General features: G+C 72.6%; 26 protein-coding genes. 11 read left to right on the forward strand and 15 right to left on the reverse strand.

Annotated elements, in window-relative coordinates:
* Positions 1-29: 29 nt before the first annotated feature.
* A complete protein-coding gene (locus HZS54_RS01610; protein ID WP_179920231.1) occupies positions 30-518 on the reverse strand; it encodes a metallophosphoesterase family protein in 489 nt (162 codons plus the stop codon).
* 130 nt (positions 519-648) lie between these two features.
* Here HZS54_RS01610 and HZS54_RS01615 point away from each other — a divergent pair, with 130 nt between their 5' ends.
* A complete protein-coding gene (locus HZS54_RS01615; RefSeq protein WP_179920232.1) occupies positions 649-1,983 on the forward strand; it encodes an eIF2B alpha/beta/delta subunit family protein in 1,335 nt (444 codons plus the stop codon).
* A gap of 84 nt (positions 1,984-2,067) precedes the next feature.
* Positions 2,068-2,379 carry a DUF7968 family protein gene (locus HZS54_RS01620; RefSeq protein ID WP_179920233.1) on the forward strand — a complete coding sequence of 104 codons (312 nt, stop codon included), beginning with the start codon at positions 2,068-2,070 and terminating at the stop codon, positions 2,377-2,379.
* 12 nt (positions 2,380-2,391) lie between these two features.
* On the opposite strand, the gene HZS54_RS01625 is transcribed toward HZS54_RS01620, so the two are convergent.
* The 7 genes from HZS54_RS01625 to HZS54_RS01655 form a co-directional block, all read right to left on the reverse strand.
* The gene (locus HZS54_RS01625; protein ID WP_179920234.1) at positions 2,392-3,138 is read right to left on the reverse strand and encodes an MBL fold metallo-hydrolase; all 747 of its coding nucleotides are present in this window, start codon (positions 3,136-3,138) and stop codon (positions 2,392-2,394) included.
* A 262-nt stretch (positions 3,139-3,400) separates the two neighbouring features.
* On the reverse strand, positions 3,401-3,772 hold the full coding sequence (locus tag HZS54_RS01630) for a rhodanese-like domain-containing protein (protein ID WP_179920235.1): 372 nt from the start codon (positions 3,770-3,772) through the stop codon (positions 3,401-3,403).
* A 69-nt stretch (positions 3,773-3,841) separates the two neighbouring features.
* Entirely contained in the window at positions 3,842-4,441 is a 600-nt protein-coding gene (locus HZS54_RS01635; protein ID WP_179920236.1) for an NUDIX hydrolase, read from the reverse strand.
* A complete protein-coding gene (locus HZS54_RS01640) occupies positions 4,438-4,977 on the reverse strand; it encodes an NUDIX hydrolase (protein WP_179920237.1) in 540 nt (179 codons plus the stop codon). The genes HZS54_RS01635 and HZS54_RS01640 overlap by 4 nt, the downstream gene beginning before the upstream one ends.
* Entirely contained in the window at positions 4,974-5,393 is a 420-nt protein-coding gene (locus tag HZS54_RS01645; RefSeq protein ID WP_179920238.1) for a hypothetical protein, read from the reverse strand. Before HZS54_RS01645 ends, HZS54_RS01640 begins: the two co-directional genes overlap by 4 nt.
* 76 nt (positions 5,394-5,469) lie before the next feature.
* Complete coding sequence (locus HZS54_RS01650; RefSeq protein WP_179920239.1) at positions 5,470-5,964, reverse strand: DUF5809 family protein; 495 nt, start codon at positions 5,962-5,964, stop codon at positions 5,470-5,472.
* A 24-nt stretch (positions 5,965-5,988) separates the two neighbouring features.
* Positions 5,989-6,501, reverse strand: coding sequence for a DUF5810 domain-containing protein (locus HZS54_RS01655; protein ID WP_179920240.1), 513 nt, complete (start codon positions 6,499-6,501; stop codon positions 5,989-5,991).
* A 152-nt stretch (positions 6,502-6,653) separates the two neighbouring features.
* Here HZS54_RS01655 and HZS54_RS01660 point away from each other — a divergent pair, with 152 nt between their 5' ends.
* Both HZS54_RS01660 and HZS54_RS01665 read left to right on the forward strand, forming a co-directional pair.
* Complete coding sequence (locus HZS54_RS01660) at positions 6,654-7,223, forward strand: metal-dependent hydrolase (RefSeq protein WP_179920241.1); 570 nt, start codon at positions 6,654-6,656, stop codon at positions 7,221-7,223.
* Positions 7,224-7,235: 12 nt separating this feature from the next.
* Positions 7,236-7,901 carry a uracil-DNA glycosylase gene (locus tag HZS54_RS01665; RefSeq protein ID WP_179920242.1) on the forward strand — a complete coding sequence of 222 codons (666 nt, stop codon included), beginning with the start codon at positions 7,236-7,238 and terminating at the stop codon, positions 7,899-7,901.
* Here HZS54_RS01665 and HZS54_RS01670 read toward each other — a convergent pair.
* Entirely contained in the window at positions 7,881-9,473 is a 1,593-nt protein-coding gene (locus tag HZS54_RS01670) for a receiver/sensor box histidine kinase (RefSeq protein ID WP_179920243.1), read from the reverse strand. The two genes, HZS54_RS01665 and HZS54_RS01670, sit on opposite strands and share 21 nt — an antisense overlap.
* A 118-nt stretch (positions 9,474-9,591) precedes the next feature.
* On the opposite strand from HZS54_RS01670, the gene HZS54_RS01675 reads away from it, so the two are divergent.
* Positions 9,592-10,113 (forward strand): DUF5817 domain-containing protein, encoded by a 522-nt coding sequence (locus HZS54_RS01675; RefSeq protein WP_179920244.1) that lies wholly within the window; start codon positions 9,592-9,594, stop codon positions 10,111-10,113.
* On the opposite strand, the gene HZS54_RS01680 is transcribed toward HZS54_RS01675, so the two are convergent.
* The 3 genes from HZS54_RS01680 to hmgA all read right to left on the reverse strand — a co-directional run bounded on the left by HZS54_RS01680 (position 10,110) and on the right by hmgA (position 12,231).
* The gene (locus HZS54_RS01680) at positions 10,110-10,493 is read right to left on the reverse strand and encodes a hypothetical protein (RefSeq protein WP_179920245.1); all 384 of its coding nucleotides are present in this window, start codon (positions 10,491-10,493) and stop codon (positions 10,110-10,112) included. The two genes, HZS54_RS01675 and HZS54_RS01680, sit on opposite strands and share 4 nt — an antisense overlap.
* 105 nt (positions 10,494-10,598) lie before the next feature.
* Positions 10,599-10,799, reverse strand: coding sequence for a hypothetical protein (locus tag HZS54_RS01685; protein ID WP_179920246.1), 201 nt, complete (start codon positions 10,797-10,799; stop codon positions 10,599-10,601).
* A 169-nt stretch (positions 10,800-10,968) separates the two neighbouring features.
* Positions 10,969-12,231: a hydroxymethylglutaryl-CoA reductase (NADPH) gene (gene hmgA / locus HZS54_RS01690; RefSeq protein WP_179920247.1), complete on the reverse strand. Its 1,263-nt coding sequence runs from the start codon at positions 12,229-12,231 to the stop codon at positions 10,969-10,971.
* A gap of 99 nt (positions 12,232-12,330) precedes the next feature.
* On the opposite strand from hmgA, the gene HZS54_RS01695 reads away from it, so the two are divergent.
* From HZS54_RS01695 to HZS54_RS01710, 4 genes are all read left to right on the forward strand, one after another.
* The gene (locus tag HZS54_RS01695) at positions 12,331-12,786 is read left to right on the forward strand and encodes a DUF6653 family protein (RefSeq protein WP_179920248.1); all 456 of its coding nucleotides are present in this window, start codon (positions 12,331-12,333) and stop codon (positions 12,784-12,786) included.
* A 154-nt stretch (positions 12,787-12,940) separates the two neighbouring features.
* Positions 12,941-14,518: an amidohydrolase gene (locus HZS54_RS01700; protein WP_179920249.1), complete on the forward strand. Its 1,578-nt coding sequence runs from the start codon at positions 12,941-12,943 to the stop codon at positions 14,516-14,518.
* Positions 14,519-14,659: 141 nt separating this feature from the next.
* On the forward strand, positions 14,660-18,046 hold the full coding sequence (locus HZS54_RS01705; protein WP_179920250.1) for an RHS repeat domain-containing protein: 3,387 nt from the start codon (positions 14,660-14,662) through the stop codon (positions 18,044-18,046).
* Between the two features lie 64 nt (positions 18,047-18,110).
* Positions 18,111-19,577 (forward strand): MATE family efflux transporter, encoded by a 1,467-nt coding sequence (locus tag HZS54_RS01710; RefSeq protein ID WP_179920251.1) that lies wholly within the window; start codon positions 18,111-18,113, stop codon positions 19,575-19,577.
* Between the two features lie 50 nt (positions 19,578-19,627).
* Here HZS54_RS01710 and HZS54_RS01715 read toward each other — a convergent pair whose 3' ends face one another.
* Positions 19,628-21,073: a hypothetical protein gene (locus tag HZS54_RS01715; RefSeq protein ID WP_179920252.1), complete on the reverse strand. Its 1,446-nt coding sequence runs from the start codon at positions 21,071-21,073 to the stop codon at positions 19,628-19,630.
* A 167-nt stretch (positions 21,074-21,240) separates the two neighbouring features.
* On the opposite strand from HZS54_RS01715, the gene HZS54_RS01720 reads away from it, so the two are divergent.
* Positions 21,241-21,408: a hypothetical protein gene (locus tag HZS54_RS01720; RefSeq protein ID WP_179920253.1), complete on the forward strand. Its 168-nt coding sequence runs from the start codon at positions 21,241-21,243 to the stop codon at positions 21,406-21,408.
* 29 nt (positions 21,409-21,437) lie between these two features.
* Here HZS54_RS01720 and HZS54_RS01725 read toward each other — a convergent pair whose 3' ends face one another.
* Positions 21,438-22,967, reverse strand: coding sequence for a hypothetical protein (locus HZS54_RS01725; protein WP_179920254.1), 1,530 nt, complete (start codon positions 22,965-22,967; stop codon positions 21,438-21,440).
* A gap of 217 nt (positions 22,968-23,184) precedes the next feature.
* On the opposite strand from HZS54_RS01725, the gene HZS54_RS01730 reads away from it, so the two are divergent.
* On the forward strand, positions 23,185-23,970 hold the full coding sequence (locus tag HZS54_RS01730) for a DUF7089 family protein (RefSeq protein ID WP_179920255.1): 786 nt from the start codon (positions 23,185-23,187) through the stop codon (positions 23,968-23,970).
* A gap of 258 nt (positions 23,971-24,228) precedes the next feature.
* Here the strand turns inward: HZS54_RS01730 and HZS54_RS01735 are convergent, their stop codons facing one another.
* Positions 24,229-25,293, reverse strand: a complete 1,065-nt coding sequence (locus HZS54_RS01735; RefSeq protein ID WP_179920256.1) for an aldo/keto reductase — start codon at positions 25,291-25,293, stop codon at positions 24,229-24,231.
* Positions 25,294-25,310: the final 17 nt, after the last annotated feature.

Raw genomic sequence — 25,310 nt, forward strand, 5'->3', positions numbered from 1 at the left:
GCCACCCTCCGCTCCGGACGGCACCCCGCTCAGGCCTCGTGGACGGTCACGTCGATCTCGCCGTCGGCCGCCTCGACGGTCAGCATCGTCGCCCGGTCCGCCGGCGCGGCGCCCGTCGCGCTCCCCGGATTCAACACGCGAGCGCCGCCGATCTCCTCGTCGAAGACCTTGTGCGTGTGGCCGGCGACGCCGACGCGTGGCTCGTCGGCCTCCTCGCGGACGGCGGCCGCGACGCGGTCCGCCCAGCCGCGCTTGGAGCCGGTGCCGTGGAGGACGACGAAGGTGACGCCGCCGAACTCGACGGTCACCCGCTCGGGCAGGCCGACCCGGGGGTCGGTGTTGCCGGCGACGGCTGTCAGCTCCGGTGCCAGGTCCCGCACGTCGGCGAGCGTCCCCTCCGAGTCGAAGTCGCCGGCGTGGACGACGTGGTCGGCCGAGCGGATCCGCTCGCGGAACGCCTCGGGGATGCGGCTGGCCCGCGAGGGGATGTGCGTGTCGCTGATGACGGCGAGTTCCATGGGGGCGAGTTCGGCCGGGACGCCCAAGTCGGTTCCCCTCGTGGCGCCGTCGGTCGCGGCTCCCGGCTCCCGTCTTCCGCGCTCGCGGCGACCCCGCCGCTGATACGACCCGCGGCCCAACGTCCGACCGATGACCGAGGACGACGAAGCGTCCGTCGAGGGAGGGGCCGACGGACTCGCGGAGACCCGCGTCGTGACGGTCTTCCTCCGCGACGACGGGGACGTGCTCCTCCTCCGTCGGAGCGACGCGGTCGGCTCGTACAGCGGCCGGTGGGGCGCCGTGGCGGGCCACGCCGAGGGCGACCCCGACGCCGCCGCGCGCGAGGAGATCCGAGAGGAGACCGGGATCGACCCCGACGCCGAAACCACCCTGGTCCGGCGGGGCGACCCCTTCGAAGTCGTCGACGGCGACCTCGAGACGCGGTGGGTCGTCCACCCCTATCTCTTCGACTGCGACACCCGGGCCGTCGAGCCGAACGAGGAGACCAGCGGGTTCGAGTGGGTCCCGCCCACGGCGATCCTCCGGCGGGAGACGGTGCCCGACCTCTGGCGGTCCTACGACCGGGTGCGGCCGACCGTCGGGACCGTCGCCGCCGACGCCGAACACGGGTCGGCCTGGATCTCGCTGCGCGCGCTGGAGGTCCTCCGCGACGAGGCCGCGCTGGCGGCCGAACGCCCCGACGACGGCGACCAGTGGTCGGCGCTCGCGACCCTCGCCCGCGACCTGCTCGACGCCCGCCCGTCGATGGCCGTCGTCGCCAATCGCGTCGACCGAGCGATGGACGCCGCGGCCGAGGCGGCCACACCGGCAGTGCTCGAAGCCGCTGCCCTCGAAGGTATCGAACGAGCGACGGCTGCAGACGCCGATGCGGCGCGGGTCGCGGCCGATCGACTCCCCGACCGGATCGCCACGCTCTCGCGGTCGGGGACGGTCGCGGCGGCGGTCGAGCGGGCCGACCCCGACGAGGTGCTGGTCGCCGAGTCCCGGCCCGGTCGGGAAGGCGTCGGGACGGCCGAGCGCTTCGCCGAGGCGACCGACGCGGCGGTGACGCTGACGACCGACGCCGCGCTGGCCGACCGGCTGGTCGCGACGGGGGTCGGGGCGGTCGTCGTCGGCGCCGACACGGTGTTGCCGGACGGTCGGGTCCTCAACAAGGTCGGCACGCGAGCGGCCGCAGCAGCGGCCGCGACCGAGGGGATCGACTGCTACGTCGTCGCCGCGAGCGACAAGATCGCGGCGGCCGCCGGCGACGACGAAGCGGGCGCACCCGTCGTCGACCGCGAGGAGCGCGACGCCAGAGAGGTGTACGACGGCGACGCCGCCGTCGCGGTCGCGAATCCGACCTTCGACGTGACACCTCCCGACCTGATCGACGCGGTCGTCACCGAGCGCGGCGCGCTGGACCCGGACGGGGTCCGCGCCGTGGCCGAGGACCACCGCGCGCTGGCCGAGTGGGACCGGTGAGGCCGTAGCCGAGCGGGACCGCCCTGCCGGCGGTCGCGCCACAGCGCACAACGGTTTTCACCCCGAGTCGCGTCCGATCGACCAGTGACAGCCGACGCCACAGCCGACGGGACCGCCGAGCGGGTCGTCGTCCGGTACGCGCCGGTGACCGACCAGATCACCGAGGAACTGAACACCTCGCGCTACGGCGCCTACCTCCGACGGACGGAGGCGGGACCGGTCGCCGCCGGCGACGAGTGGGAGGAGTTCGTCAGCCGGGGTTGCGGCGCCACCGCGGACGTGACGCTCGCCGTCGAAGCCGTCGAGGGCGGCGACCGCGTGGGCGAGGCGACCGAGTTCGCGTTCGTCCCGGGAGCGGGCGACGAGGGCGAGTCCGGGGCCGGGGACGGCGACTGATCGAGTCGCCGCTCAGCGTTCGTCGAGCGCGACGGGGACGCCGGATTCGGCCACGTCGGCGGCGAACTCGCGGGAGTCGGTTTCGAGGGTGGAGAAGGTGTTGTAGTGGACCGGGACGACGAGCTCCGGTTCCATCGCGGCGGCGAGCGCGGCGGCCTCGCGGCGGTCCATCGTGAACCGCGGGCCGATCGGCGGGCAGAACACCGACACCTCGACGTTCTGGTGGGGACCGAGCGCGTCCGTGTCGCCGGGGTAGAGGACGCGCTTGCCTTCCACGTCGACGACGAACCCGCAGCCGAAGCCCTCGGGGTGGAACGGCGTCCCGTCCGGCCTGGTGTGGGGGCCGTTCTCCTCGTTGTACGCCGGGACCGTCCAGATCGGCACGTCGTCGACGGTCAGCGACTCCGTGTCGCCGACCGTCACCACGTCGTAGGGCAGCGAGGCGAGCGGCGGGAGTTCGCGGTCTTCGACGCCGTCCTCGATGGCCTCGAACGCGACGATCGTCGTGTCGGGACCGGCCACCCGCTCGACGCCGTCGGGGTCGTAGTGGTGAACGTGGGTGAGACAGACCACGTCGGCGTCTTCGGGGCGGTAGTCCTGCGCCGGCGGGTGGCCGACCCCCTCGGTGTCCGGCTCCCATTCGCCGGTGAGCACGCCGTACCGGCCGGGATCGGTGTAGACGACGGTGTCCTCGCCGGCGAACCGCAACGTGGCGTAGCCCAGCCACTCGACGGTGATCCCGTCGTGGCGCACGGTCATTGGTCCCTCTACGCCACCGAGCCCACATAAGTCGGGTGCTTGTCGACCGAACGTGTGCGTATACGCTGTCGTGTATTGGATACAGGTCGAATACGTGGACTTTTCAGGGATGGTGGCGAACCGGCTGACGGTGGCGATGACGAGCAGTTACCCCCACTGAGCCCCTTGTGACGAGGACTTTCACCGAGCCACCGTCTCACGCCCGCGAGCGGCGGCGCTGTGGCGGATCGACGATAGTACCCGGAGAAAAGCGACAGCGACCTCAGAACGGCGCCGCAGATCCGTCGCCGTCGTCGGTCGCGTCGGCGGACTCCAGCGGACCCTCCCAGTCGTTCAGCCCGCCGTGGAGGCTCTCGACCGGGCCGTCGACGCCCTCGTAGGAGCCGACGAGGCGGGCCGCCTGGACGCTGGATTTGCCCTTCGGACAGACCGTCACGACGCGCTCGGCGCCGTCGAGTTCCTCGACGCGGTCGGTCAGCCGGTTCGCCGGGATGTTCTCGCTGCCGGGGATGTGCCCGCGCTCGAACGAGCCGGGGTTGCGGATATCGACGATCCGGAGGTCGTCGGTCGCGTCCTCGGTCGACCCGTCGTCCAGTAGCTCCTGCAGTTCCTCGCCGGAGATCTCGCCGTCCATCGTTGGTCGCGATCGGGAGGCAGACGGCATATGTTCGTCGGAGTCCGCCGAGTGTGCGGCGGTCCCGGGCTACAGCAGCCCCTCCTCGCGGGCGAGCAGTAGCGGCGTCAGCGAGATGCCGTTCGCTGGCCCCTCGCGGTCGCGCAGGCGGTCGATCGCCTCGTCGGCCGGGAACGTCTCCCACTCGACGAACTCGGCGTCGTCGAGGTCGCGCTCGCCGCGGTCGAGATCGCGAGCGACGAAGACGTGACGGGTGTAGCGCGTCCACGGCGTCGGGACGTAGGCGTCGAGCTTCCGGAGGTCGCCGGCGACGAAGCCGGTCTCCTCCCGGAGTTCGCGCGCCGCGGCGACCGCGGGGTCCTCTCCGTCCTCGACGCCGCCGCCGGGGAGCCCCAGCGAGTAGCGGCGCAGGCGCGGGCGGTACTGTTCGACGAGGACGACCTCCCCGTCGTCGGTGAACGCCACGACGACCGCCGCGTCGCCCGGTTCGAGCCAGTAGTACTCGGCGCGCTCGCCGGTCGGTCGCTCGACCACGTCGTGGCCCGCCTCGAAGAAGTCCGTCTCCCAGGTGACCTCCCGGCCGTGGACGGGCCACGCGGGGTCCTCGCGCTCCCAGGGGTGCGTCGCGGAGTCGTCCGCCGGATCGGCGCCCTCCTCGTCCCCGGTCACAGCAGCCCGTCCTCCTTCGCGAGCAACACTCCTTCGATGGTGGCGTCGTTGGCGGGCTGGCGCCGCGCCACGTCCAGCGCGTCGTCGATCGGGACCGTCGTCACCGAGAGGAACTCGTTGCCGTCCAGGTCGCGCTCGACGGGTTCGAGCCCCTCGGCGAAGACGATGCCCCGGCGGTGACGGAGGACGCCGGTCGAACACCAGAAGTCCTCGATCAGGGAGACGCCGGCGGGGTCGAAGCCGGTCTCCTCTCGCAACTCGCGGGCGCCGGCGGTCGTGAACGACTCGCCGTCCTCGACGATACCGGCGGGGAGTTCGAGACACTGCTCGCCGATGACCGGCCGGTACTGGTCGACGAGGACGAGGTCGTCGCCGGACCGCGCGACGACGACCACCGCGTCGGGGAGTTCGGCCCAGTAGTACTCTTTCTCGGTGCCGTCCGGTTGCTCGACGCGGTCGTAGCCGCCGGTGTACCAGCCGGTCTCGTACTCGACCGCGCGGTCGGTGACTCGCCAGTCGTGGTCGGGGTCGCTCATGGTCGCTGTCCGACCGCGACCCGGTAAAGCGTGCCGTTGTACGAGACGAGTACGCCCGACTCGGAGACGGCGGTCGCGTTGCGCGCGGTCAGCGCCGACCGCTCGTCGAACGGCGAGTGGGTGAACGCCTCCTTGAACCCCCACGGCCCCTCCCGGTAGGGGTCGGAGGTTCCGTTACGGAGCGCCTGCGTGGTGTACGGGTACTGTCGCTCCGAGAGCGCCGACCCGTTGACTGCGGCGCTGGCGTTGATCGCCGCCGCGCCGGATCCGTCGGCGGACCCGTTCCCGGCGACGGGCTCGGCCGTGACGTAGTAGGGGTCGCCGCTCGCGAGCAGCGACGGGAGGGCACCGAGCGCGAGCAGTGCGACCATCACTCCGAGGATCAACAGAACGGCGTTGCGAGTGACCCGACGCATACCCCTCGCTACGGCCGAGCGCGTGAAAACGACACGGATACGCGGACGAGCCGTCGGTCGGTCGATTCCCGGCCGCTCACTCGGTCCCGGACTCGGCGGCGTCCCCGTCCGTCTCGTCGGCCTCGTCGGCCTCGTCCGCGCTCGCGCCGCCGTCGGTCACCATCTCGCGGTAGATCCGGCCGAACGCCTGCCGGCGGAGGGTGCCGACGGCGGCCTCCCGTTCCTCGTGGAAGGTCGCGGCGACGACGGTGTCGGCGGCCGGCGCGGCGTGCCAGACGACGCTGTCGACGTTCTCGCTGCCGACCTCGCGGACCTCGTAGCCGTCGTTGTCGGCGACCCACTCGTCGAACGCCTCGCGCGAGCCGACGCGGACCTCCAGCAGGGAGGCGAACAGCGCGTCGCGGGCGGTCTCGACGACCTCGCCCGTCACGCGGTCGCGGTACTCCTCGGCGTCCATCTCCATGGCCTTCGCGGTCTCCTTGACGACGACCTGGGCCGTCGACCCGAGCGCCTCGTAGCGCTCGCGGGCCGCGGCGGCGGTCGTCGGCGCGATCGTCCCCTCTGTGTCCATGCCCGCCGGTTCGGCCGCCGCGCCTTAGGAGTCCCCGGTTTCGTCGCCGGCGGCCTCGGCCGTGTCCGCGCCGTCGCCGTCGTCGGTGTCACCGTCGGCAGCGCCGTCGTCGCCGGCGTTCTCCCGACGCCGGCGCGTCAGCTCTTTGGCTTCGGCGAGCACGTCGTCGGTTTCGCCCTCGAAGTCGTCGAGGTCGGCGACGCCGCCCGGTGCCGCGTTCTCGACGGCGTCGGGAGCGCCAGAGGGTCGGCCGCCGGTGTGGTTGCCGTCGCCGTGCTGGTGTCCGTGGTCGTGACCGCTGCCCTGGTCGTGACCGCCGGTGGTGTCCTCGAAGACCTGCGGGAACTCCGCCTCGTCGGCGTGGTCGACGACGCGCTCGGCGAGTTCCGGCGGGTCCATCTCCGCCCAGCCGTCGACGCGGTCGTCGAGCCACGCCTCGTGGTCGGCCCCGCGGAGCATGGCCGTGAACGCGAGGTGGTTGGCGAGGTGCTCGGCGTCGGTCTGGGGGTCGCCGCAGACGGGACACGCGTAGCCCATACCCGCTCCGAGGGCCGCGAGGCGCATATGCCTTTCAGAACCGACCGAGTGGGGCGGGCGAGGGGCCCAGCCGTGCGACTCGGCGTTGCGCTCCGTCGGCGCGACCGGGGGAGCCGACACACGTAAGGACCGGACGGCCGTCCAATCGGGTGATGTGGCCCTGGGGACACCTCGCGATGGCGTATCTCGTCTACAGTTGCTACTCGCGGCTCGGACGGGGCCATCGCCCGACCGCGGCGACCGCGCTGGTCGTCGTCTTCGCCTCGCAGTTCCCCGACCTGGTGGACAAACCGCTCGCGTGGACGCTGTCGGTCCTGCCGACGGGGCGGTCGCTGGCCCACTCGCTGCTCGTGCTGGTGCCGCTCGCGGCCCTGCTGTACTCGGTCGCCCGGGTCCGCGACGAGGGCGAGGAGCCGCTGGCGGTCGCGTTCGGGATCGGCGCGCTCGCCCACACGTTCGGCGACGCCCTGTACTCGCTGGTCGCCCTGGAGTTCCGCGACGCCGGGTTCATGCTGTGGCCGGCCGTCCCGCCGCTGGAGTACGAGGTCAATCAGAGCTTCATGGCCCACTTCGCGCTGGTCGACCTCTCGCCGGAGCTGTACTTCGAGTTCCTGCTCGTCGCCGTCGCCGCCGTCGTCTGGCGGGCCGACGGCTACCCCGGCCTCGCGACGGTCCTCGCGCTGCCCGCCCGCGCCTGGCGCGGCGTCACCGGCGCCGAGTGACGCTCCCTTTCGATGCCCGACTTCCCCGACCCCGAATCCCGGAACGCGCTGGCCGAGGACTGCCGGCGCTGTCCCGCGCTCGCGGAGTGCCGCGAGCGCATCGCCTGGGGGAACGGCCCCGCCGACGCCTCGCTGGTGGTCGTCGGCGAGGCGCCCGCCGCGGGCGACCCCGACGCCGACCGCTGGCGCGGCGGCAACCTGACGGGGCTGGCCTACACCTCGCGACGCTCCGGGCGAAAGATCCGCGAGGTCGTCGCCGACGCGGGCTACGCTGGCGACGCCTACTACACGAACGCGGTGAAGTGCTTCCCCGCCGACCCCGCTGACCCCGGTGACAACCGCGAACCCACCACCGAGGAGCGGGCGAACTGCCGGTCCTACCTCGTCGAGGAGATCGAGGCGGTCGGCCCGACGGCGGTACTCGCGACCGGAAAACACGCCACGAAGTCCGTGCTGGCGGTCGAGGGACGAGAGCTGGAGGGATTCCTCGATTCGGTGCTGGAGCCGGTGGGCTGCGAGCGGTTGGGGACGACGCTCGTCCCGCTCGTGCATCCGTCCTATCAGGAGGTGTGGATCGGTCGGCTCGGGTACTCGCGTGCGGAGTACGTCGAGGCGATCCGGGAGACGGTCGCGGCGGTCGATAGGGCGGACGGCGATTCAGGCGTCTTCGACGGCTGAGGGGGGCGGCCGGACCCCGGTGAACTCGAAGCGGGCGCCCCCGTCGGCGCTCTCCCCGACGGACACGTCCCAGCCGTGAGCGCGCGCGATCCGCTCGACGATGTTGAGGCCGAACCCCGTCCCCTCCTCGTTCGTCGAGAAGCCGGCGTCGAAGACTTCCTCCCGTCTGTCCGGGGGGATCCCGGGGCCGTCGTCGGCGACGAAGAACCCGTCGGCCGTCGGTCCGACGGTGACGGTCGCGTCCGACCCGGCGTGTTCGACGCCGTTGCGGAAGAGGTTTTCCAGCAACTGGCGCAGCCGGCCGGGGTCGCACGCGACGCGCCCGAGATCGCCGTCGATGCGGAGCGTGGCGTCCGAGGCGTCGACGGTCTCCCACGCCTCCTCGACGAGGGCTCGGAGCGACGCGCCCTCGAAGTCGTCGACCGTCTCGCCCTGTCGCGCGAGTGTCAGCACGTCGGAGATGAGCGCCGCCATCCGGTCGAGGGCGTCGGCCGCGACGGCGAGGTGTTCGCTGTCGCGTTCCCCGCGGGCAAGGTCGACGCGCCCCGAGGCGACGTTGAGCGGGTTGCGCAGGTCGTGAGAGACGACGCCGGCGAACTCGTCGAGGCGCTCGTTCTGGTGGGCGAGTTCGCGCTCGCGCTCGGCGAGCCGCTCGCGGGCCTCGATCGAGGCGACGGCGTGGCCGATCGTCTCCCCGAGCTCGGAGAGCACCGCCCGCTCGCGCTCACCGAACACGTCGTCGCGGTCGGTGTAGATGCTGAAGAACCCGTAGACCGTGTCGTCGTGGTAGATGGGGACGACCGCGAGCGACGTGATCCCGTGTCGCTCCATCTGGTCCCACCACGGCTCCATCGTGGGGTCGTCGAACACGTCGGCGACGCACTGGATCTCGCGCGTCTCGATGGCGCGACCGCCGGGACCGTTGCCGGTCGGGCTGTCGTCGACGGTTACGACGAGCGACTCGACGTACTCGTCGTCGAACCCCGACCACGCGACCGGTCGGACGCGGCCCCGGTCCGGGTCGTAGCGACCGAGCCACACGGCGTCGTAGGGGTCGGAGTCGCTCAACCGGTCGCAGACGGTCTGTTCCAGCTCCTCGCGGTCGGTCTCGTGGACGAGCTCCCGGGTGGCGATACGGAGCGTGTCGTTGATCCGGTTGAGCAGTTCGAGCGACCGCTTCTGTTCCATCCGCCCGGCGTCGTAGAGGCCGACGAGCGCGCCGCCGAGAGCGCCGAAGGTCGTGATCGCGAGCAGCGGTGCGACGGGGTTTCTGAGCGGGAATCCACCGAGGGCGGCGCCGGTCATCCCCCAGAGGTCGAACGCGGCGAGCGCGAGCGCCCCGGCGACGGTCCAGCCGAGCATCCGGTCCGAGTTCCGGTCGTCGACGAGCTGGCCCCGCGCCAGTTGGACACCGAGGACCACCAGTCCGAGCGAGAGAGTGGGCGGTACGAGATGGTGGACGACCTCGACGACCGCGCTCGAATCCGCGAGCTTTTCGAGGTGATAGACGGTGAGGGCCGCACCGACGACCGCGAGCCCCCCGCCGCCGATCTCGTTCGAGACACGACCCATTGGATGGACTACGTCGACATCCGGGAAAATATCCTCGTTCGGAGATCCACGGCTGATATTCGGGCGGTCGACGCGCCGTCAGAGGGTTCATTATCGAGGGGGGCGATACCCACCAGTGATGTACGCCGTCGTGGGCTGTAGCGACTGTTCGATGCTCTGGGTCGTCGAGGGCCGACCGGAGACGAGCCAGTGCCCCCGCTGCGGGACGACCCGCCAGTACGCCAAGCGCAAGAAGTTCGTCTCCACCGAGGAGGAGGACCACGCCCGCGAGGTGCGCGCGTCGATGCTCGCCAACCGGCAGGGCCACGGCGACGCCTTCGCCGAGCTCGACTCCTTCGCCGAGATGGAGCGCCAGCTCGACGACGTGGGGCCCTCCGACACCGAGTACCTAGAGGGGTCGGGACTCGACGCCGACGCGGTCGCCGAGGCGGGCGAGCGGGCGATGGAGTCGAGCGGGTCGACGAGTCGCAAAGAGCGCGTCCGCGCGGCAGTGCGGGAGGTCGACGAGGCGACCGAGGACGCGGTCGTCGAGCGCGCCGCCGAGCGCGGCGTCGACGCCGAGTACACGCGGAAGACGCTCGAGAAGCTCGTTCGGGCGGGCGAGGCGACGGAGAACCGCGGGACCTATCGGCTACTCTAGAGGATGAACACGACGGCGAACACCGGGACGCCGACGAGGTAGACGAGCCCGTAGACGAACAGGTTCGTCGGGATCTTTCCCTCCTCTTTCTCGGCGTCCAGCGTCTCGTGGTCGATGGCGTCGTGGAACTGCGCGGGGATGTCCTCGCGGACGGTGGCCCGCGAGCGGAACCGGTCGAGGGGGTCCCAGCCGGTCAGTCCGAGCTTCCAGGCCGCCGAGACGACCCAGACGATCCCGAGGACGGGCACGAGAAAGACGACGACGAGGCCCACGATCGGGTGGAGGACGCCGGCGTCGACCGCGCCGCCGACGAGGCGGACGGTCGCCACCGGCGCGATGACCCCAGCGGCGGCCGCGTAGATCGGAGCCCGTTCGTCCATGGTCGGATGGGAGGGAAGCGACCGCCATAGGCGTTTCTCCGGCACGACCACGGCTACGGTCGCAGCGACGGTCGGAGCGGTCGCCGTGTCGCGCGGGCCCGCGACTCAGACCAGACCGAGCGCCTTCGCGGCGCCGGCGAGGGCGGCCAGCGTCGTCGCCGCGAGCTTCAGGAGACGCATGACCCGGGTCGCCCGGCGAACCGACGGATCGGCACCGCCGTCGGAGTCGTCGCCGTCCCCCTCGATCGGGGCGTCGTCGCTCGCTGTCGTGCGGACGCCGCGGTCCGCGGTGCTGTTCGAAGGCATGGGTGTGGGCGCGTCCGCCGGGGCTCCCGGTCGGACGCACTCGAACTACCGGGGGGCGATACGTAAACGCCAGCCGTCACCGGAGCGGAAGTGAAACGCGACCCGATTATCCCGACTGAAAAGATCTTCGGCTATCAGGTGACGGTTCACAGTCGCGGTCGTCGCGGGGTCACCGGCCGAGTTCCTCGTGGGCGCTGGAGAGGTGTCGGGAGGCCAGCGCCGAGACCAGCGAGAGTTCGCCCGCGAGCGCGCCGGCGGCGATGACCTCCGCGAGGGCGTCGGCGTTCGAGCCGACCGGGTCGCCGCCGCCGGCGAACCCGATCACGTCGAGCATCTCCGACTGGGTCGCGAGATCCGTGCCGCCGCCGACGGTGCCGACCTGCAGGCTGGCGAGGTTGACGCTGGCGTAGAGCTCGTCATCGCGGGCCTCGACGGTTGTGATGCAGTTGCTCCCCTCGACGACGTGGGCCTCGTCCTGACCGGTGGCGATGAAGACGCCGGCGACGACGTTGGCCGCCTGGGCGTTGAACCCCAGGCTCCCGGCCTTGGCGCTGCCGATCAGGTTCTTGCGGGTGTTGGCCTCCTCGATGGCTTCTGGCGTCGTGCCGAACCGCTCCTCGACGACCTCGCGGGGGATGGTCACGTCGGCCGTGACGGTGTGTCCGCGGCCCTCGACGGCGTTGATGGCGGCGGGCTTCTTGTCGGTGCAGAGGTTGCCCGACAGCGCCACGAGCGACGCGGGGGTCTCGTCTTCGACCACCTCGGCGGCGGCCCGCGTCGCGATGGTCGCCATGTTCATCCCGTTGGCGTCGCCCGTGTCGTAGGAGAACCGCAGGAAGACGGAGTCACCGACGAGGTAGGGCGTCACCGACTGGAGGCGGCCGTGGCCCGTCGTCGACTCGGCGGCCTCGGCGAGGCGGTCCTCGTTGTCCTCGACCCACTCGGCGACCTCGGCGCCCTCGGCCACGCCGTCGACGCGGAAGACGGGGGCGCGGGTCATCCCGCGTTTGGTCACCCGAGCGGTCGCGCCGCCGGCGGCGGAGATGGCCGAACAGCCGCGGTTGACGCTGGCGACCAGCGCGCCCTCGGTGGTGGCGATGGGGAGGTAGAACTCGCCGTCGGCGGCCTCGCCGCGGACCGCGACGGGGCCGGCGACGCCGACCGGTAGCTGGGCGCCGCCGACCATGTTCTCGATGTTCGAGTCGGCCGACTCGGCGGCGAACGCGTAGTCGCCGGTCGCCGAGAGGTCCACGCCCGTGTCGCGCTCGACGACGAGCCGTCGGGCCGTCGCGGCCGTCTCGGCGTCGGCGTAGTCGTCGAGTTCGTAGAGCCGCAGGTCGCCGTCGGTGACGCGGTCGGCGAGGGCCTCGGGGTCGGCGCCGTCCCCGTCGCTGCCCGCATCGCCAACGTCGGCGTCGGAGTCGTCGGTCATGCCCGGAGCCTCGCGGTCGACGCCCGTAACAGTTGCTGTCGCGAGTGCGCGGTCGCCGCGGCGGACGTTTCAAGCGCGAGCGGTCCGAACGGTCGACCCATGCCCGACGCCACGCTCGCCGACCGGTACTTCTGGGAGCGACACGCGAACCCGCGGAGCGTCTGGACGCTGCTGGTGACCTATCCGGTACTGGTCGCGGCCGTCTACCGGCGCGACCGCCGCCTGCTCGCCTGTGTCGTCGCCTTCGCCGCCCTCAACCCCCTGCTGTTCCCGCCGCCCGAGGACGCGGACGCGTGGACGACCAGGGTCGTCCTCGGGGAACGAGCTTGGATGGACGACGGGCTCCGTTCGTCGTCGGCGAACGCCGCCTTCGTGGCGCTCGGCGCCCCGCTCAACGTCTTCACGCTCCGCGCCGCGGCGAAGCGCCGGTTGCTCCCGACGGTCGCGGGGACGGCCGCGTCGCTCGCGGTCTCGCTCCTGTTCTTCCGGCAACTCGCGCGGTACTACGACCGACGGACCGCCTCTCTCGATCCGGCCGCAGACGGTCGGAAGTGACGGCGCTATCGCCTCACGAGCGCTCGTCGGACCCGCCGAAGCGGTCGAGCAGGTCGGTCCAGCCGGTCGAGCGAGAAGGGCGTCGAGGACTGCTTCGTGCCGGCCCGAGGCAGTCGCCCGAACGCTTACCACCCGCTCGCTCCCACTCCACACCATGACAGCGGCCGCGGATCTGGTGCTCACGAACGCGGAGATACACACGCTGACCGAGCCGGACGAGACGGCCGAAGCCCTCGCGGTCCGGGACGGCCGGATCGCGGCGGTCGGGAGCGCCTTCGACGTGGAACACCTCGCGGGCGTCGAGACGACGGTCCGGGACTGCGAGGAGCGGGTCGTCCTCCCCGGGTTCGTCGACGCCCACACCCACCTGCCGATGGTCGGGCGGCGGCTGGTCAACGCCGACCTCTCGGCGGCCGACTCGCCGGCCGAGGCGGTCGACCTGCTCGCGGCTCGCGCGGGCGAACTCGACGCCGAAGGCGGCCCGGACCGGGAGTGGGTGCTCGGCTTCGGCTACGACGAGAGCGGGTGGGACGACGACCGGTACCTCACTGCCGACGACCTCGACGAGGTGGACACGGACCGGCCGGTGGCCGCCGTCCGCGAGGACATGCACCTCGCGTCGCTCGACGCCGTCGCGCTCGACCGCCTCCGGGGCGAGATGCCCGACGCGGACGTACGCACCCGAGCGGGCGAACCGACCGGCGTCGTCGTCGAGGACGCGCTCGACGCGCTGTGGGACGCTATCGAGCCCGACCGAGCGGCGATGCGCCGGGCGGTCCACGCCGCCACGGAGCGGGCGAGCGAACTCGGCGTCGTCGGCGTCCACGACATGGTCCGCCGCTCGGAGGCCCCCGCGGTGTACCGCGAACTCGACCGCGTCGGCGCGCTCGGGCTCCGGGTCCGGCTGAACTACTGGAGCGACCACCTCGACGCCGTCGCGGAGCTCGGCCTCCGGACGAACCACGGGAGCGACCGGGTCCGGACGGGCGCGATCAAGACCTACACCGACGGCTCCATCGGCGGCCGCACCGCGAGGCTCTCCGAGCCGTACGCCGACGCCGAGGACGGGAGCGGCGACGGCGACGACGGGGACGCCCGCGGTCAGTGGGTCGTCGACCCCGCGGCGCTCCGGGAACTCGTCGCCCGCGCCGACGCGGCGGACCTCCAGGTCGCCGTCCACGCCATCGGCGACGAGGCGATCCGGGAGACGCTGGACGCGCTCGAAGCCGCAGACGGCGCCCGCCACCGGATCGAACACGCCGAGGTGCTGACCGACGAGCTGGTCGAGCGCATCGCCGAGAGCGACGTCGTCGCGTCGATGCAACCGAACTTCCTGAAGTGGGCGCGGAGCGAGGGGCTCTACGCAGCCCGACTCGGCGACGAGCGCCGGCTGGCCTCGAACCGCTTCGGTGACCTGCACGAGGCGGGCGCGGCCCTGGCGTTCGGGAGCGACTGCATGCCGCTGGACCCCCTCTTCGGCGTCGGCCAGGCGGTGACCGCGCCGGACGACCGCCAGCGCCTCTCGGTCACCGAGGCGCTCCGGGCCTACACGAGCGGCGCCGCCTACGCGGGGTTCGACGAGGACCGGCTGGGCACCGTCGAGACGGGCAAGCTCGCCGATCTGGTCGTCCTCGACCGGTCGCCGTGGGCCGTCGAGCCCGGGGAGATCGCCGATATCGACGTACGGGCGACGCTGGTCGGCGGCGAAGTCGTCTTCGACCGCGAACCGTAGCCCGACGGGCCGACGCGGGCGATCGACTGGTGTCAAACAGTAAGTGTTTTCTGAAGTGGGTGAAACCGGACGGACGCAGTCAGTTGGGAAGTCATGACAGGGAACACTACCGGGGGGCGATCGGCGCTCCGGACGATAGGGGTGGTACTGGTTCTCCTCGGCCTGACGGTCCAGGCCGGGGCAGCACAGGTGTCGACGACGCAGGGCTCGGGGGTCGACGCGGCCGAGAGCGCGGGGGCGCTGTCGGTCGAGACGACCTGGGCGGACCCGATCAACGAGTCGTCGGTCGTCGCGGCGGGGAACCTCACGGGGGTTCCAACCAACGAAACCGCGACGGTCCTGATAGAGTACCGTCGGCAGGGAACGGCGACGTGGCGGGCCTCGTCGCGACAGACCGTCGAGACGACCGGACCGTTCCGGACAGTCCTCACGGGCCTCGAATCGGGGGCGACCTACGAGTACCGCGCCCGCGCGGTCTCGGGGTCGGCGGGGGACAACGGCACGCGCTCGACGTTCGCGGTGCCGGACAACCCGCCGACGGTGAAGGCGCAACCGCCCGCGAGCGTCACCGAGGACAGCGCGCGGCTGACCGCGTCGGTCGGCTGGCTCGGCGGCGCCGACAGCGCCGAGGTGGTCGTCGCCGCCATCCCGAGCGACGGGCTCGACCCGACGCGGACGCGGAATCGGACGGTCACCGACGACGGCTCGGTCACGCTGACCGTCGACGGGCTCGAACCGAACGCGACCTACGACTACGTCGCCCACGTCAGCGCCAGCGACGGTGACAACGCGACGGCCGGCCCGGTTCGGTTCACCACCGACACCGAGTTCGCGGTCGAGACCAGCGGCGCCGCGGCCGTCAACGCGACGGCGCTGAAAGTGTCGGGTGCAGCGATCGACCTCGGCGGGGCCGACTCGGCCGACATCGGCTTCGAGTACCGCCAGCGCGGCGCGAGCGAGTGGACGGCGACCGGCTGGACGACCGTCACGGCGCCGAACGGCACCAGCGCGACGCTGACCGGCCTCGCACCCAACACGACCTACGAGGTGCGCGCGGTCGGCACCGCCGTCGACAACGACCTCGACGACGGTCGGACGCTGACGGTCGCGACCGACCCCGCGCCGGCGCCCGACCCGGCACCGACCGTGACGACGACCGGGCCGGCCGCCGTGAGCGAGCGCTTCGCCGGCCTGACGGCGTCAGTCACCGGTCTCGGTGGCGCGGAGAGCGCCGACGTGCTCCTCGAACTGCGGCCGGCGGGCGCGAGCGACTGGCGGCTGGTCGCCAACCGCACCGTCACCGAGCCGCGGGACGTGCGCGTCGACTACCACGAGCTGCGGGCGAACACGACCTACGAGTACCGCGCCGTCCTCGTCGCCGCCGACGGCGACGTCGCGACCGGCGATGCGGTGCGGTTCCGGACCGACACCGCGTTCGCGGTCGTCACCGACGGCGCGGCGGCGGACAACGCCACCGCGGTGACCGTCCGCGGGACGATCACCGACTTCGGCGGTGCCGAGGGCGCCGACGCGTTCGTCCAGTACCGCCGCGCCGGCGCGACCGAGTGGACGCGGGCCAACGAGACGCGCGCGGCGCTCGCCTCCGAGGGGAGCGTCGCGGGGACGGTGACCGGCCTCGCGCCGAACGCGACCTACGAGTTCCGGATCCGCGCGGTCGGCACCGACGAGGGTCAGGACTTCGGTGCCGTCGTGACCGCGACGACGGCGGCGCCGTCCGATCCCGCGCCGGCGGTGCGAGCGACCGGCGCCACAGACGTGACGGTTCACTCCGCGAACCTGACCGCAGCGGTCGACGCTCTGGGCGGCGCCGAGCGCGGACAGGTCGCCTTCCAGCTCCTGTGGCCCGATTCGAGCGAGTGGTACACGTTCGAGACCCGCAACGTCACCGGGCCGACGGACGTGAACGCGACGTTCCTCGACTTCGGCGCGAACACGACCTACGAGTACCGCGTCGTCCTCACCGCCGACGACGGCGACGAGGCGACCAGTTCGCCCGTCGCGCTCACGACGGCCGAACCGATCGCCGTCCGGACCGACGGGGCGAACGCCGTCAACGCGACCGCGGTGGCCGTCAACGGGACGGTCACCGACTTCGGCGACGCGGAGGCGCCCCGGGGGTACGTCGAGTACCGCGAGGTCGGCACCTACGGGTGGACGACCGTGACGGAGACGGCCGTCACGGCGGACGGGAACTTCCACGGGACGGTCACCGGCCTCGCGCCGGAGACGACCTACGAGTTCCGCGTCCGCGCGACCGCCGGCGAGTACGACCGTGACACCGGCTCGGTCGTGACCGCGACGACCGCCGCCGACCCCGAGCCCGTCCTGACGACAACGGGTGCGGCCGCGGTGACCGACGAGTCTGCCGACCTGACGGCGACCGTCACCGACCTGGGCGGCGCCGAGAGCGCGACGGTCACCGTCGAGCTTCGGCCCGCAGGGGGCGACCGGTGGACCGCGGTCGCGTCGCGGAACGTCACCGCGTCCGCCGACCTGCGCGTCACCGCCGACGGCCTCTCGGCGAACACGACCTACGAGTACCGCGCCGTCCTCACCGCGAGCGACGGCGACACCGCGGGCGGTGGCGTCGGGACACTCGCGACCGACGCCGCGTTCGCGGTCGCCACCGAGTCGGCCCGCGCGGTCGACGACACCGCGGTGACGGTGACGGGCGCCGTCACCGACCTCGGCGGCGCCGACGCGGCGACCGCCGTCGTCGAGTACCGCCGCGCCGGCGCGACCGAATGGACGACGGCGACGCGCGAGAGACTCCCGGCCCCCGGGACGGTCACCGCGACCGTCGACGGGCTGGCGCCCGGGACCGACTACGAGGTCCGCGTCACTGCGAGCGCGACCGACGGCGACCGCGACGCCGGCGACGCGCTGGCGGTCCGCGCCGACGCGGCGCTGGCCGTCGCGACCGTCGACGCGACCGACGTGAACGGCTCCGCGGCCACGCTGAACGGGGACCTGGCCGACCTCGGCGGCGCCGACACCGCCAGCGTCGCCATCGAGTACCGCGCTCGCGGCGACGAACGCTGGCGGACCGCCACCGTCGGGAACCGGAGCGCACCCGGCGAGTTCGACCGGACGGTCGCCGGGCTCACGAGCGAGACGACCTACGAGTTCCGGGCCGTCGCGTCGGCGAGCGACGGCGACGAGGTCACCGGGGAGACGCGGACGCTGACGACCGAGGCGGTCGCCTCGGGGCCAGCCATCGAGGAGTTCGACCTCCGGCCGTTCCGGTCGCCGAACCCCCACCTCGCCTTCCTGGCGTCGTGGTCGGTCGCCGACGACGACGGCGACCTCGAATCGGTGACCGTCGAGGTCATCGACGACGACGGGGAGGTCGTCGACAGCGCGACGACCGACGCCGCCGGCGTCTCCCACGGCGGGGCGAACTACTTCCGACTGAAACACGTCCGCGACGAGACGTTCACCGTCCGCCTCGTCGTCACCGACGAGGGCGGCGAGCGGACGACCGACACCCGGACCGTCACCGAGTGACGAGGACGGTGGGGCGTTCCGATACCCGAAGGTAGAGGGGCGGCCGGTCCCTCCGAACGGCCACATGGCCGTCCGACGACGGGTCCGGGACGCCCTCGACGCCTTTCCGGCGCTGCTGGACAGACTCGGGATCGCCGACCGCGAGAAGGCGGGCGAGGCGTTCGACCTGGCGCTGCCGGTGATGGTCACCGGGGCGCTGCGCGTGCTCCTGCGGGTCGCCGACTTCCTGATGGTCGGGATCGCGCTCGACGACGCCGCCATCGCCGGCCTCGAACTCGGCTTCCAGTACTACTTCATCGGCTTCGGCCTCTCGCTGGCGGTCTCCTCGGGGACGATCAGCGTCGTCTCCCGGTTGCAGGGCGCCGGGGAGTCCGGCCGGGCGGACCTGGCGCTCAAGCAGTCGCTGTGGCTGGCGCTGGCAATATCGCTGCCGCTGACGGCGGTCGCGTGGGTGTACGCCGAGCCGCTGGTCGGGCTGTTGACGAGCGACGCCGCCGCCGTCGACTACGGCGCGACCTACCTGTCGATCGTCATGCTGTCGATGGCGCCGCGGTTCTGGTCGATGGTCGCCTCGCGGGCGCTTGCGGGCAGCGCCGACACGCGGACGCCGATGTACGTCCGGCTGACGACGCTCCCGACGAACGTCGTCCTCAACGCCGCGCTCATCTTCGGCCTCGGACCGGCGCCGGAACTCGGCATCGCCGGCGCCGCGATCGGCACCGCCGCCGCCAACACCCTCGCCGCCGCGGTCTTCCTCGCGCTGCTGGTCTCCGGGCGCTACGCCGTGACGCTCGACCGCTCGGGACGCCAGTTCGACCTCGGACTCGTCCGAGAGATCCTGCGCGTCGGCGTCCCGCTGTCGGGGATGCGCCTGCTGCAGACGTTCGGCCGGTTCCCGTTCCTGTTCATCCTCGGCCAGCTCGGCGTCGGCGCGGTCGCCGCCTACGCCATCGGGCGCCGCGTCATCCTCCTGGCGCTGATGCCCGCGTGGGGCTACTCGACGGCGGCGTCGACGCTCGTCGGCCAGTACGTCGGGTCGGGCGACGACGCGAGCGCCGCCGACTACGGCTGGCAGACGCTCCGGATCGCGCTGGCCACGCAGCTGGTCATCGCCGCGGTCCTGGTCGTCGCGGCCCGACCGGTCGCCGCCGCCTTCGGCACCGACGAGATCGACCTGACGGTGCAGTTCATCCGGGTGTTCGGCCTCGCCGTCGCCGGCTTCTCGATATCGCGGACGATGCGCGGCAGCCTCCGGGGCGCCGGCGACACCCGCTGGCCGCTGTACGGGACGATACTCGGGACCTACGTCGTCCGTCTCCCCATCGCGTCGCTGGCGCTGCCGGCCGGGTTCGCCGTCACCGTCCTCGGGGTGTCGATCCCGTTCGGGGCGAGCATGGGCTACACGGCGGTGTTCGCCGCCATCGTCGCGGACTTCTACGTGAAGGCGGCGGTCAACACCGGCCGCTTCCGGTCCGGCAAGTGGCGCGAGGTGGCCCGGGCGTCGGGCGTGGGCGCCGGCGCCGACGACTGAACGGTTCTCGTCCCGGACCGGTCCCCGTCGCGAGCCGGTCCTCCTCGGAGTCAGTCCTCGTCGCGAACCCGCTCGTACAGCGCCGTCCCGCCCAGCGCGGCCAGCGCCGCGCCGGCGCCGAAGCCGGCGCCGTCACCGTCGGTGGTCTCGGTAGGGTTGGGGGCCGCGGTCTCGGGGACGGTCGCGGTCGCCGTCGCGGTCACCGTCGGGTCGTCGGTCGGTTCGGGCGTCGACGATGGGGTCGGCGACGGCGTCGCCGTCGGTTCGGGCGTCGGCGAGGCCGTCGCGGTCGCCGACGGGGCGTCCGTCTCGGGCGCCGTCGCGGTGACCCGGGGCGCGTCTTCGCCGCCGAGTTTGACGAGCCACGCCTCGCTCCGCGGGTCCGCGCTCCGGGACTGGTACTGCGTGATCCCCGCGAGGGCGACCCCGCCGTCGCCGGTCGCGATCACGTCGCGGACGTTGTTGACCGCCCCGACCGACACCGTCCTGCTCCAGTTGGCTTCGAGGCCGTCACCGAGTTCGCCGACCAGGCCGACCGCCGTCTGGCTGGACGTGGACTCGCTGCCCTGGCCCGCGACGACGACGCCGTCGTCGGTCGTCGCGACGCCGGTGAACAGCGTCACCGGCCGGGGCGACAGCCGGCGACTCGCCCGCTGGTTCCCCGACCCGTCGACCGAGAGCACCCAGCCGTCGACCGTCTCGACGGAGGTGTTCGACGTGTACCCCGCCGCGACGTAGCCGTCGCCGTCGGCCGCCAGGTCGACCAGCTGGTTCCGGACGAACGGGTCCCCGTCGGTCGGGGCCGTGAACGCCTCGCGCCACTGCAGTTCGTCGTCGGCGTCCGCGCGGAACAACACCGCCCGAACCGTCGGCCCACCGCCGGACGACGACCGGACGGCAGCCGCGCCCGCGTAGCCGTCACCGTCCGGCACGACGCTCAGGATCTCCGAGCGCTGGTCGGGGAACAGCCGCGTCCGCGACCGTTCCTCCCCGTCCGGGCCGACTCTGACGACGAGCCCGCTCGAGCCGGCCCCCTGCCCACCGGCGCGCGTGCCGGCGATCAGGTAGCCGTCCCCAATGGCAACGGCGTCGCGGGCGAGGATGCTCGCGTTCGCGTCCCCGTCGGAGTTCCCCTCGTAGGTCTCCCGCCACTGGACGGCCCCGTCGGCGTCGGTCCGGACGAGCGACGCCGTCCCGGCCTGGGCGCGGACGCCGAGCAGCGCGTAGCCGTCGCCGTCGACGGCCGGGAGATGCGTCTGGAACGTCGGCGGCCGGCGGTCCTCGCTCGCCACCGTCGCCGTCCACGAACCCTCCCCGCTCGTCGCGTCCGTCCCGAACAGCCAGCCCGGGATCCCCGACGCCTGCGCTCCCGACTGCCCCAGGACGACGTACTCGTCGCCGTCCTCGACGACCGAGGCCGCCCCGTTGTACGTGGCGTCCGAGTACGTCCGATTCCAGCGGAGGGGCAACTCCTCGGCCGCGTCGACGTCGTTCACACCGCCTCCGCGGGACGCTCCCGCGACTCCACCGAGGGCCACGCCGGACGCCAGGAGCCCGGCACCGGTCAACAGCCGCCGTCTCGAGAGACCACTCGTCATACGGCCGTCGGTACCTCCGGCGTCCTGATAAATCGCCCACATTCGACCGCGGCTCCCGCGGGACCGTGGCAGGCCGGGGGCGAGTCGCGACGACTGGGCCGCGCGGGAACGGGGCCTTTAGGTCGCTGGCCGCGGAACCGCCGATCATGAGCTACGCGACGAAGTTCACGCTCGGTACGATCGGCATCGCTGCACTGCTCGCGCTCGCGCTCGTCGTCGTCTTGCTGGCGTAGGCCGAGTCCGGCGGGTCCGCCGCGACGGGTCAGTTCCCGTCCGTCGACTCGCCCCGCAACCGGGCCAGCAGCGCGCTCCCGCCCAGCGCCGCCAGCGTCCCGGTGAGGCCGAAGCCGGGACCGTCCTCGGCCGTCGCGGTCGACCGACTCTCGGGCGCCGACTCCGCCGTGCCGGTCGGCGCCGGGGCGGTCGTCGGTCGCGGGGTCGGCGTCTCGGTCGGGCTCTCCGTGGGCGTCGCCGTGGGTGTCGAGGTCGGCGTCGGCCAGGGGGTCGGCGTCGCCGTCGGTGTCGGCGTCGGGGTCTCGGCGGGCTCGCCGCCGAGTTTGGCGGCGAGCGGATACGACCACCCGTCGGCGTTGAAGTGGTTGCCGACGACCGCGAACCCGCCGTCGCCCGTCGCCGCGGCGTCGGTGAGCACGGAGGGCTGGTCGAGCGGGTCTATCAGCTCCCAGTTCGAGGACAGCGACGCGTCGACGCCGCGGAGCCAGGCGTAGCCGACCTCCGCGTCACCGGTCGGCAACGTCGAACCCGCGAGGACGTACTCGTCGCCGTGGGGGACGACCGCGACGAACTCGCCGGCGCCGTCGCCACCGGGCCGGCGAAGCGCACTGTACAGCCGATCGCCCGCGGCGTCGGTCGAGATAGCCCACGCGCGCCCCTCCGCGTCCTCCGTCGCGGGCGAGACGTACCCCGCGAACAGGTATCCGTCGTCGGTCTCGGCGGCGTCCTCGACGTAGTGGAATTCGCTCGCTTCGCCCGCCGAACGCTGCCGATAGAGCTTCGACCACGTCGGTTCGCCGTCGGCACCGACCTTCGCCACCCACCCGCTCTGTCTGCTGGAGTCGCGCTCCGACCCCCTCCGGGCGCCGCCGTACACGAGGTACGACCCGGACGCCGTCCGCTGGACGCCCCACGCGTACGTCGCGTAGAACTCGTCGAGGCGCCGCTGCCAGCGGACCGAGCCGTCGCCGTCGACGGCCACCAGCCACGTGTTCGGGTTGCGCCACGCCTCGGAGTAGCCGACGAACACCGCGCCGCCGTCGGCGCCCGGCGTCACGTCGGTCACGCGGAAGTCGTCGAACGGCGGCTCGTAGGTCCGACGCCAGTCGACCTCGCCGTCGGCGGTCGTCCTGACGACCGTCGGCTCGGTCGCGGCGTCGTCGGCACCCGGGTCCGCCGTGTGCCGACCGAGAAAGAGGCGACCGCCGTCGGCCGCCGGCGCCGCCCCCTCGGTCAGGAACTGGCCCTCGACGTAGGCGGTCGTCCCGGTCCGGTCCGTTCCGCGGACCGCGTCGGTCCCGAACTGCCAGGGGTCCGTGTCGTCGGAGTCGTCCCCCGAGAACCCGCCGACGCGAACGCGCCCGTCGCCCGCCCGTACCGACACCGGCCTGGTCACGTCGTCGTCGTTCCGGACGAGCGCCTGCCAGCGAACCGCCGGCGCCCCGTCCGGGTCTCCCCGGGCGGCCGCCGACCGGGAACCTAACTTCGTCGCGATACCCCCCGACAGCGCGGCGCCCCCCGCCAGCAGGACGCCCCGCCGCGAAACGTCGTCGACCATACATCGCCGCTTGCCCCCGCCATCCGATTTAAAGGTTCGCGCCGGTGCCTTCCGCGGTACCGCGGTCGCGGTGGTCGACTCGGCCGGTCCGAGCGGGAACCGATGGGGTTTACCCCGGACGGCCCCTCTCGGCGGACATGACCACCGCGCCGAGCGCCGCGTCGGTCCGCGACCGCCGTCGCGCTCCCGGAGACCGGTCCGTGGGGGGTGACCGCTGATGTTCAGCGAGCGGGACCTCTCGGCGGATCTCGCCGCGGTCCGCGACGAACACGCGCCCGACGCGCTCGTGCTCGACTGCGCGCGGGACTTCGAGACGCTGCCGGCCGCACAGGCCGAGGACCTGGCGCTCGTCACCGACGCCTTCGACCCCCGCTCGTACCCCGACGAGTGGCTCCCGGCCGACGCCCCCGAGCTGCTCCACCGCTACGCGAGCGACGAGCTGACCGTCGGCGCGCCCGGCGACGGCGGCGTCGCGTGGACCCGCCAGACCGAGCCGCCGGTCGTCCTCGTCAAGCCCCGACTGGAAGGGTCGCCCGAGCCCTTCGTCGATTTCCTGGTCGCCGAGGCGCTCGTCCAAGTCGGCCTCGACCGCCCGGAGCACTTCCTCGGCTTCTTCGGCGAGCGCTACCCCGATCTGGCGGCGGCCGCCGAGGGACGGCTCGACGGCACCGGCACCTACCAGCTGGCCGCCGCGCTGTACGACGCCTATCTGGGCCTGCACACCCGCGAGGTCTTCGCCGGCTGGGCCGACGACCACCCCGACCTCTTCGACGCGTGGGTCGACGCCGGCGAACGGCTCGAACCCAGGCTCGCCGACCTCTCGACGGAGCTCGCCCGCGGCGAGACCGGCTTCGGCGACGCCGCCGAGCTGGCCTGCGCGGCCATCAAACACGGACAGGAGCCACCTACGCCCTTCGGCGCGCTCGACACCGAGGCCTACCGCGAGTACGGCGCCGACTACGCCGTCGAGTGGGCCGAGAAGACCTTCGACCGACTGGACTGACGCCGCCGCTCCCGCGGCCGAACGCGACACCCACGTTTCGCGTGGAACCGACCCACACACCTTCGCGATCGAAAACCGCACGATTGCGACCGTGTGACGGGCGTCTGACGGGGCGGAGTGAAAGTGAAGTTCGTGCCAGGTAATCGCAAGACGTGGGCGGGGTTCGAGTCGAAACGATGGGGTTCGGCAAAAATCGAGCGATAGCGGCGGTTTGAGGTGAAACGAGGGGGTTCGCCGATCTGGTGTCGAAAGGGAGGTTCAGTCGCCGGCGGCCTGCTCGTCGACGCCTTCGAGGTCGGCGCCGCCGACCGACGAGCGCAGGGCGTCCATCCCGTCGTCGCGGTCGACGCCGAAGTTCGACTGATACAGCTCCTCGACGCGGTCCATCTCCGCCTCGGAGAGCGGCGGCACGTCGGCGGCGCCGGCCCACTCGTCGATGTCGTCGGTGGTGCGGAACGTCGGCGTGACCGACGCCACCTCGTCGTGGCCGAGCAGCCAGCGGATCGACGCCTGGGCCATCGTCCGCGTGCCCTCGGCGTGGTCCGGATCTTCGAGGAACCGCAGCGCCTCGACCTTCTCCCAGCCCGTCTCGTACCACTCGTCGGGCCGGTGGGCGCGGTGGTCGCCCTCGCCGAGTTCGGTCTCGGGCGTGACCTGCTCGTTCAGCAGGCCGGAGGAGTGGGGCACCCGCGGGACGACGCTCGTCTCGGCGTCGAGGTCGCGGATGGCTTCGATGGCGTGGCGGCCGGGCGTCTGCTCGAAGACGTTGAAGACGAGCTGGACGGCGTCGAAGCCCTCCTCGACGGCCGCCTCCGCTTCGGCGAGCCAGCCGATCGAGGGGCCGAGCGCCCACCCCACGGAGTCGACGCGGCCCGACTCTTCCAGTGAATCGAGCGTCTCCAGCACGTCCTCGTCCACCTCGTCGACGTTGGCGTTGTGGAGCATCAGGTGGTCGACGTACTCCATGTCGAGCCTGTCGAGCGAGCGGTCCAGCGCCGTCTCGACCCACTCGGGGTCGACGCGCTTGGGGAGCTCGCCGTGGCCGGCCTGGGGGTTGTTGTAGAAGTCGTAACCGACCTTCGTCGAGATAGTCACCTCGTCGCGGTACTCGCCGAGGGCGTCGCCGACGAGTTCCTCGCTGTCGCCGTGGCCGTACACGTCGCCGGTGTCGAAGTAGGTGATGCCGCGGTCGACCGCGTGGTGGAGCATGTCGACGGCCTGCTCGCGCGTGCGGTCGCCCCACCAGTCGGTGCCGACGACCCACGCGCCGAAACCGACCTCGCTGACTTCGACGCCCGAGTCGCCGAGTTCGCGCTGGTTCATGCGCGGCGATTGGGCGT

The sequence above is a fragment of the Halosimplex pelagicum genome (genome assembly GCF_013415905.1).
GTDB classification, from domain to species: Archaea; Halobacteriota; Halobacteria; order Halobacteriales; family Haloarculaceae; genus Halosimplex; species Halosimplex pelagicum.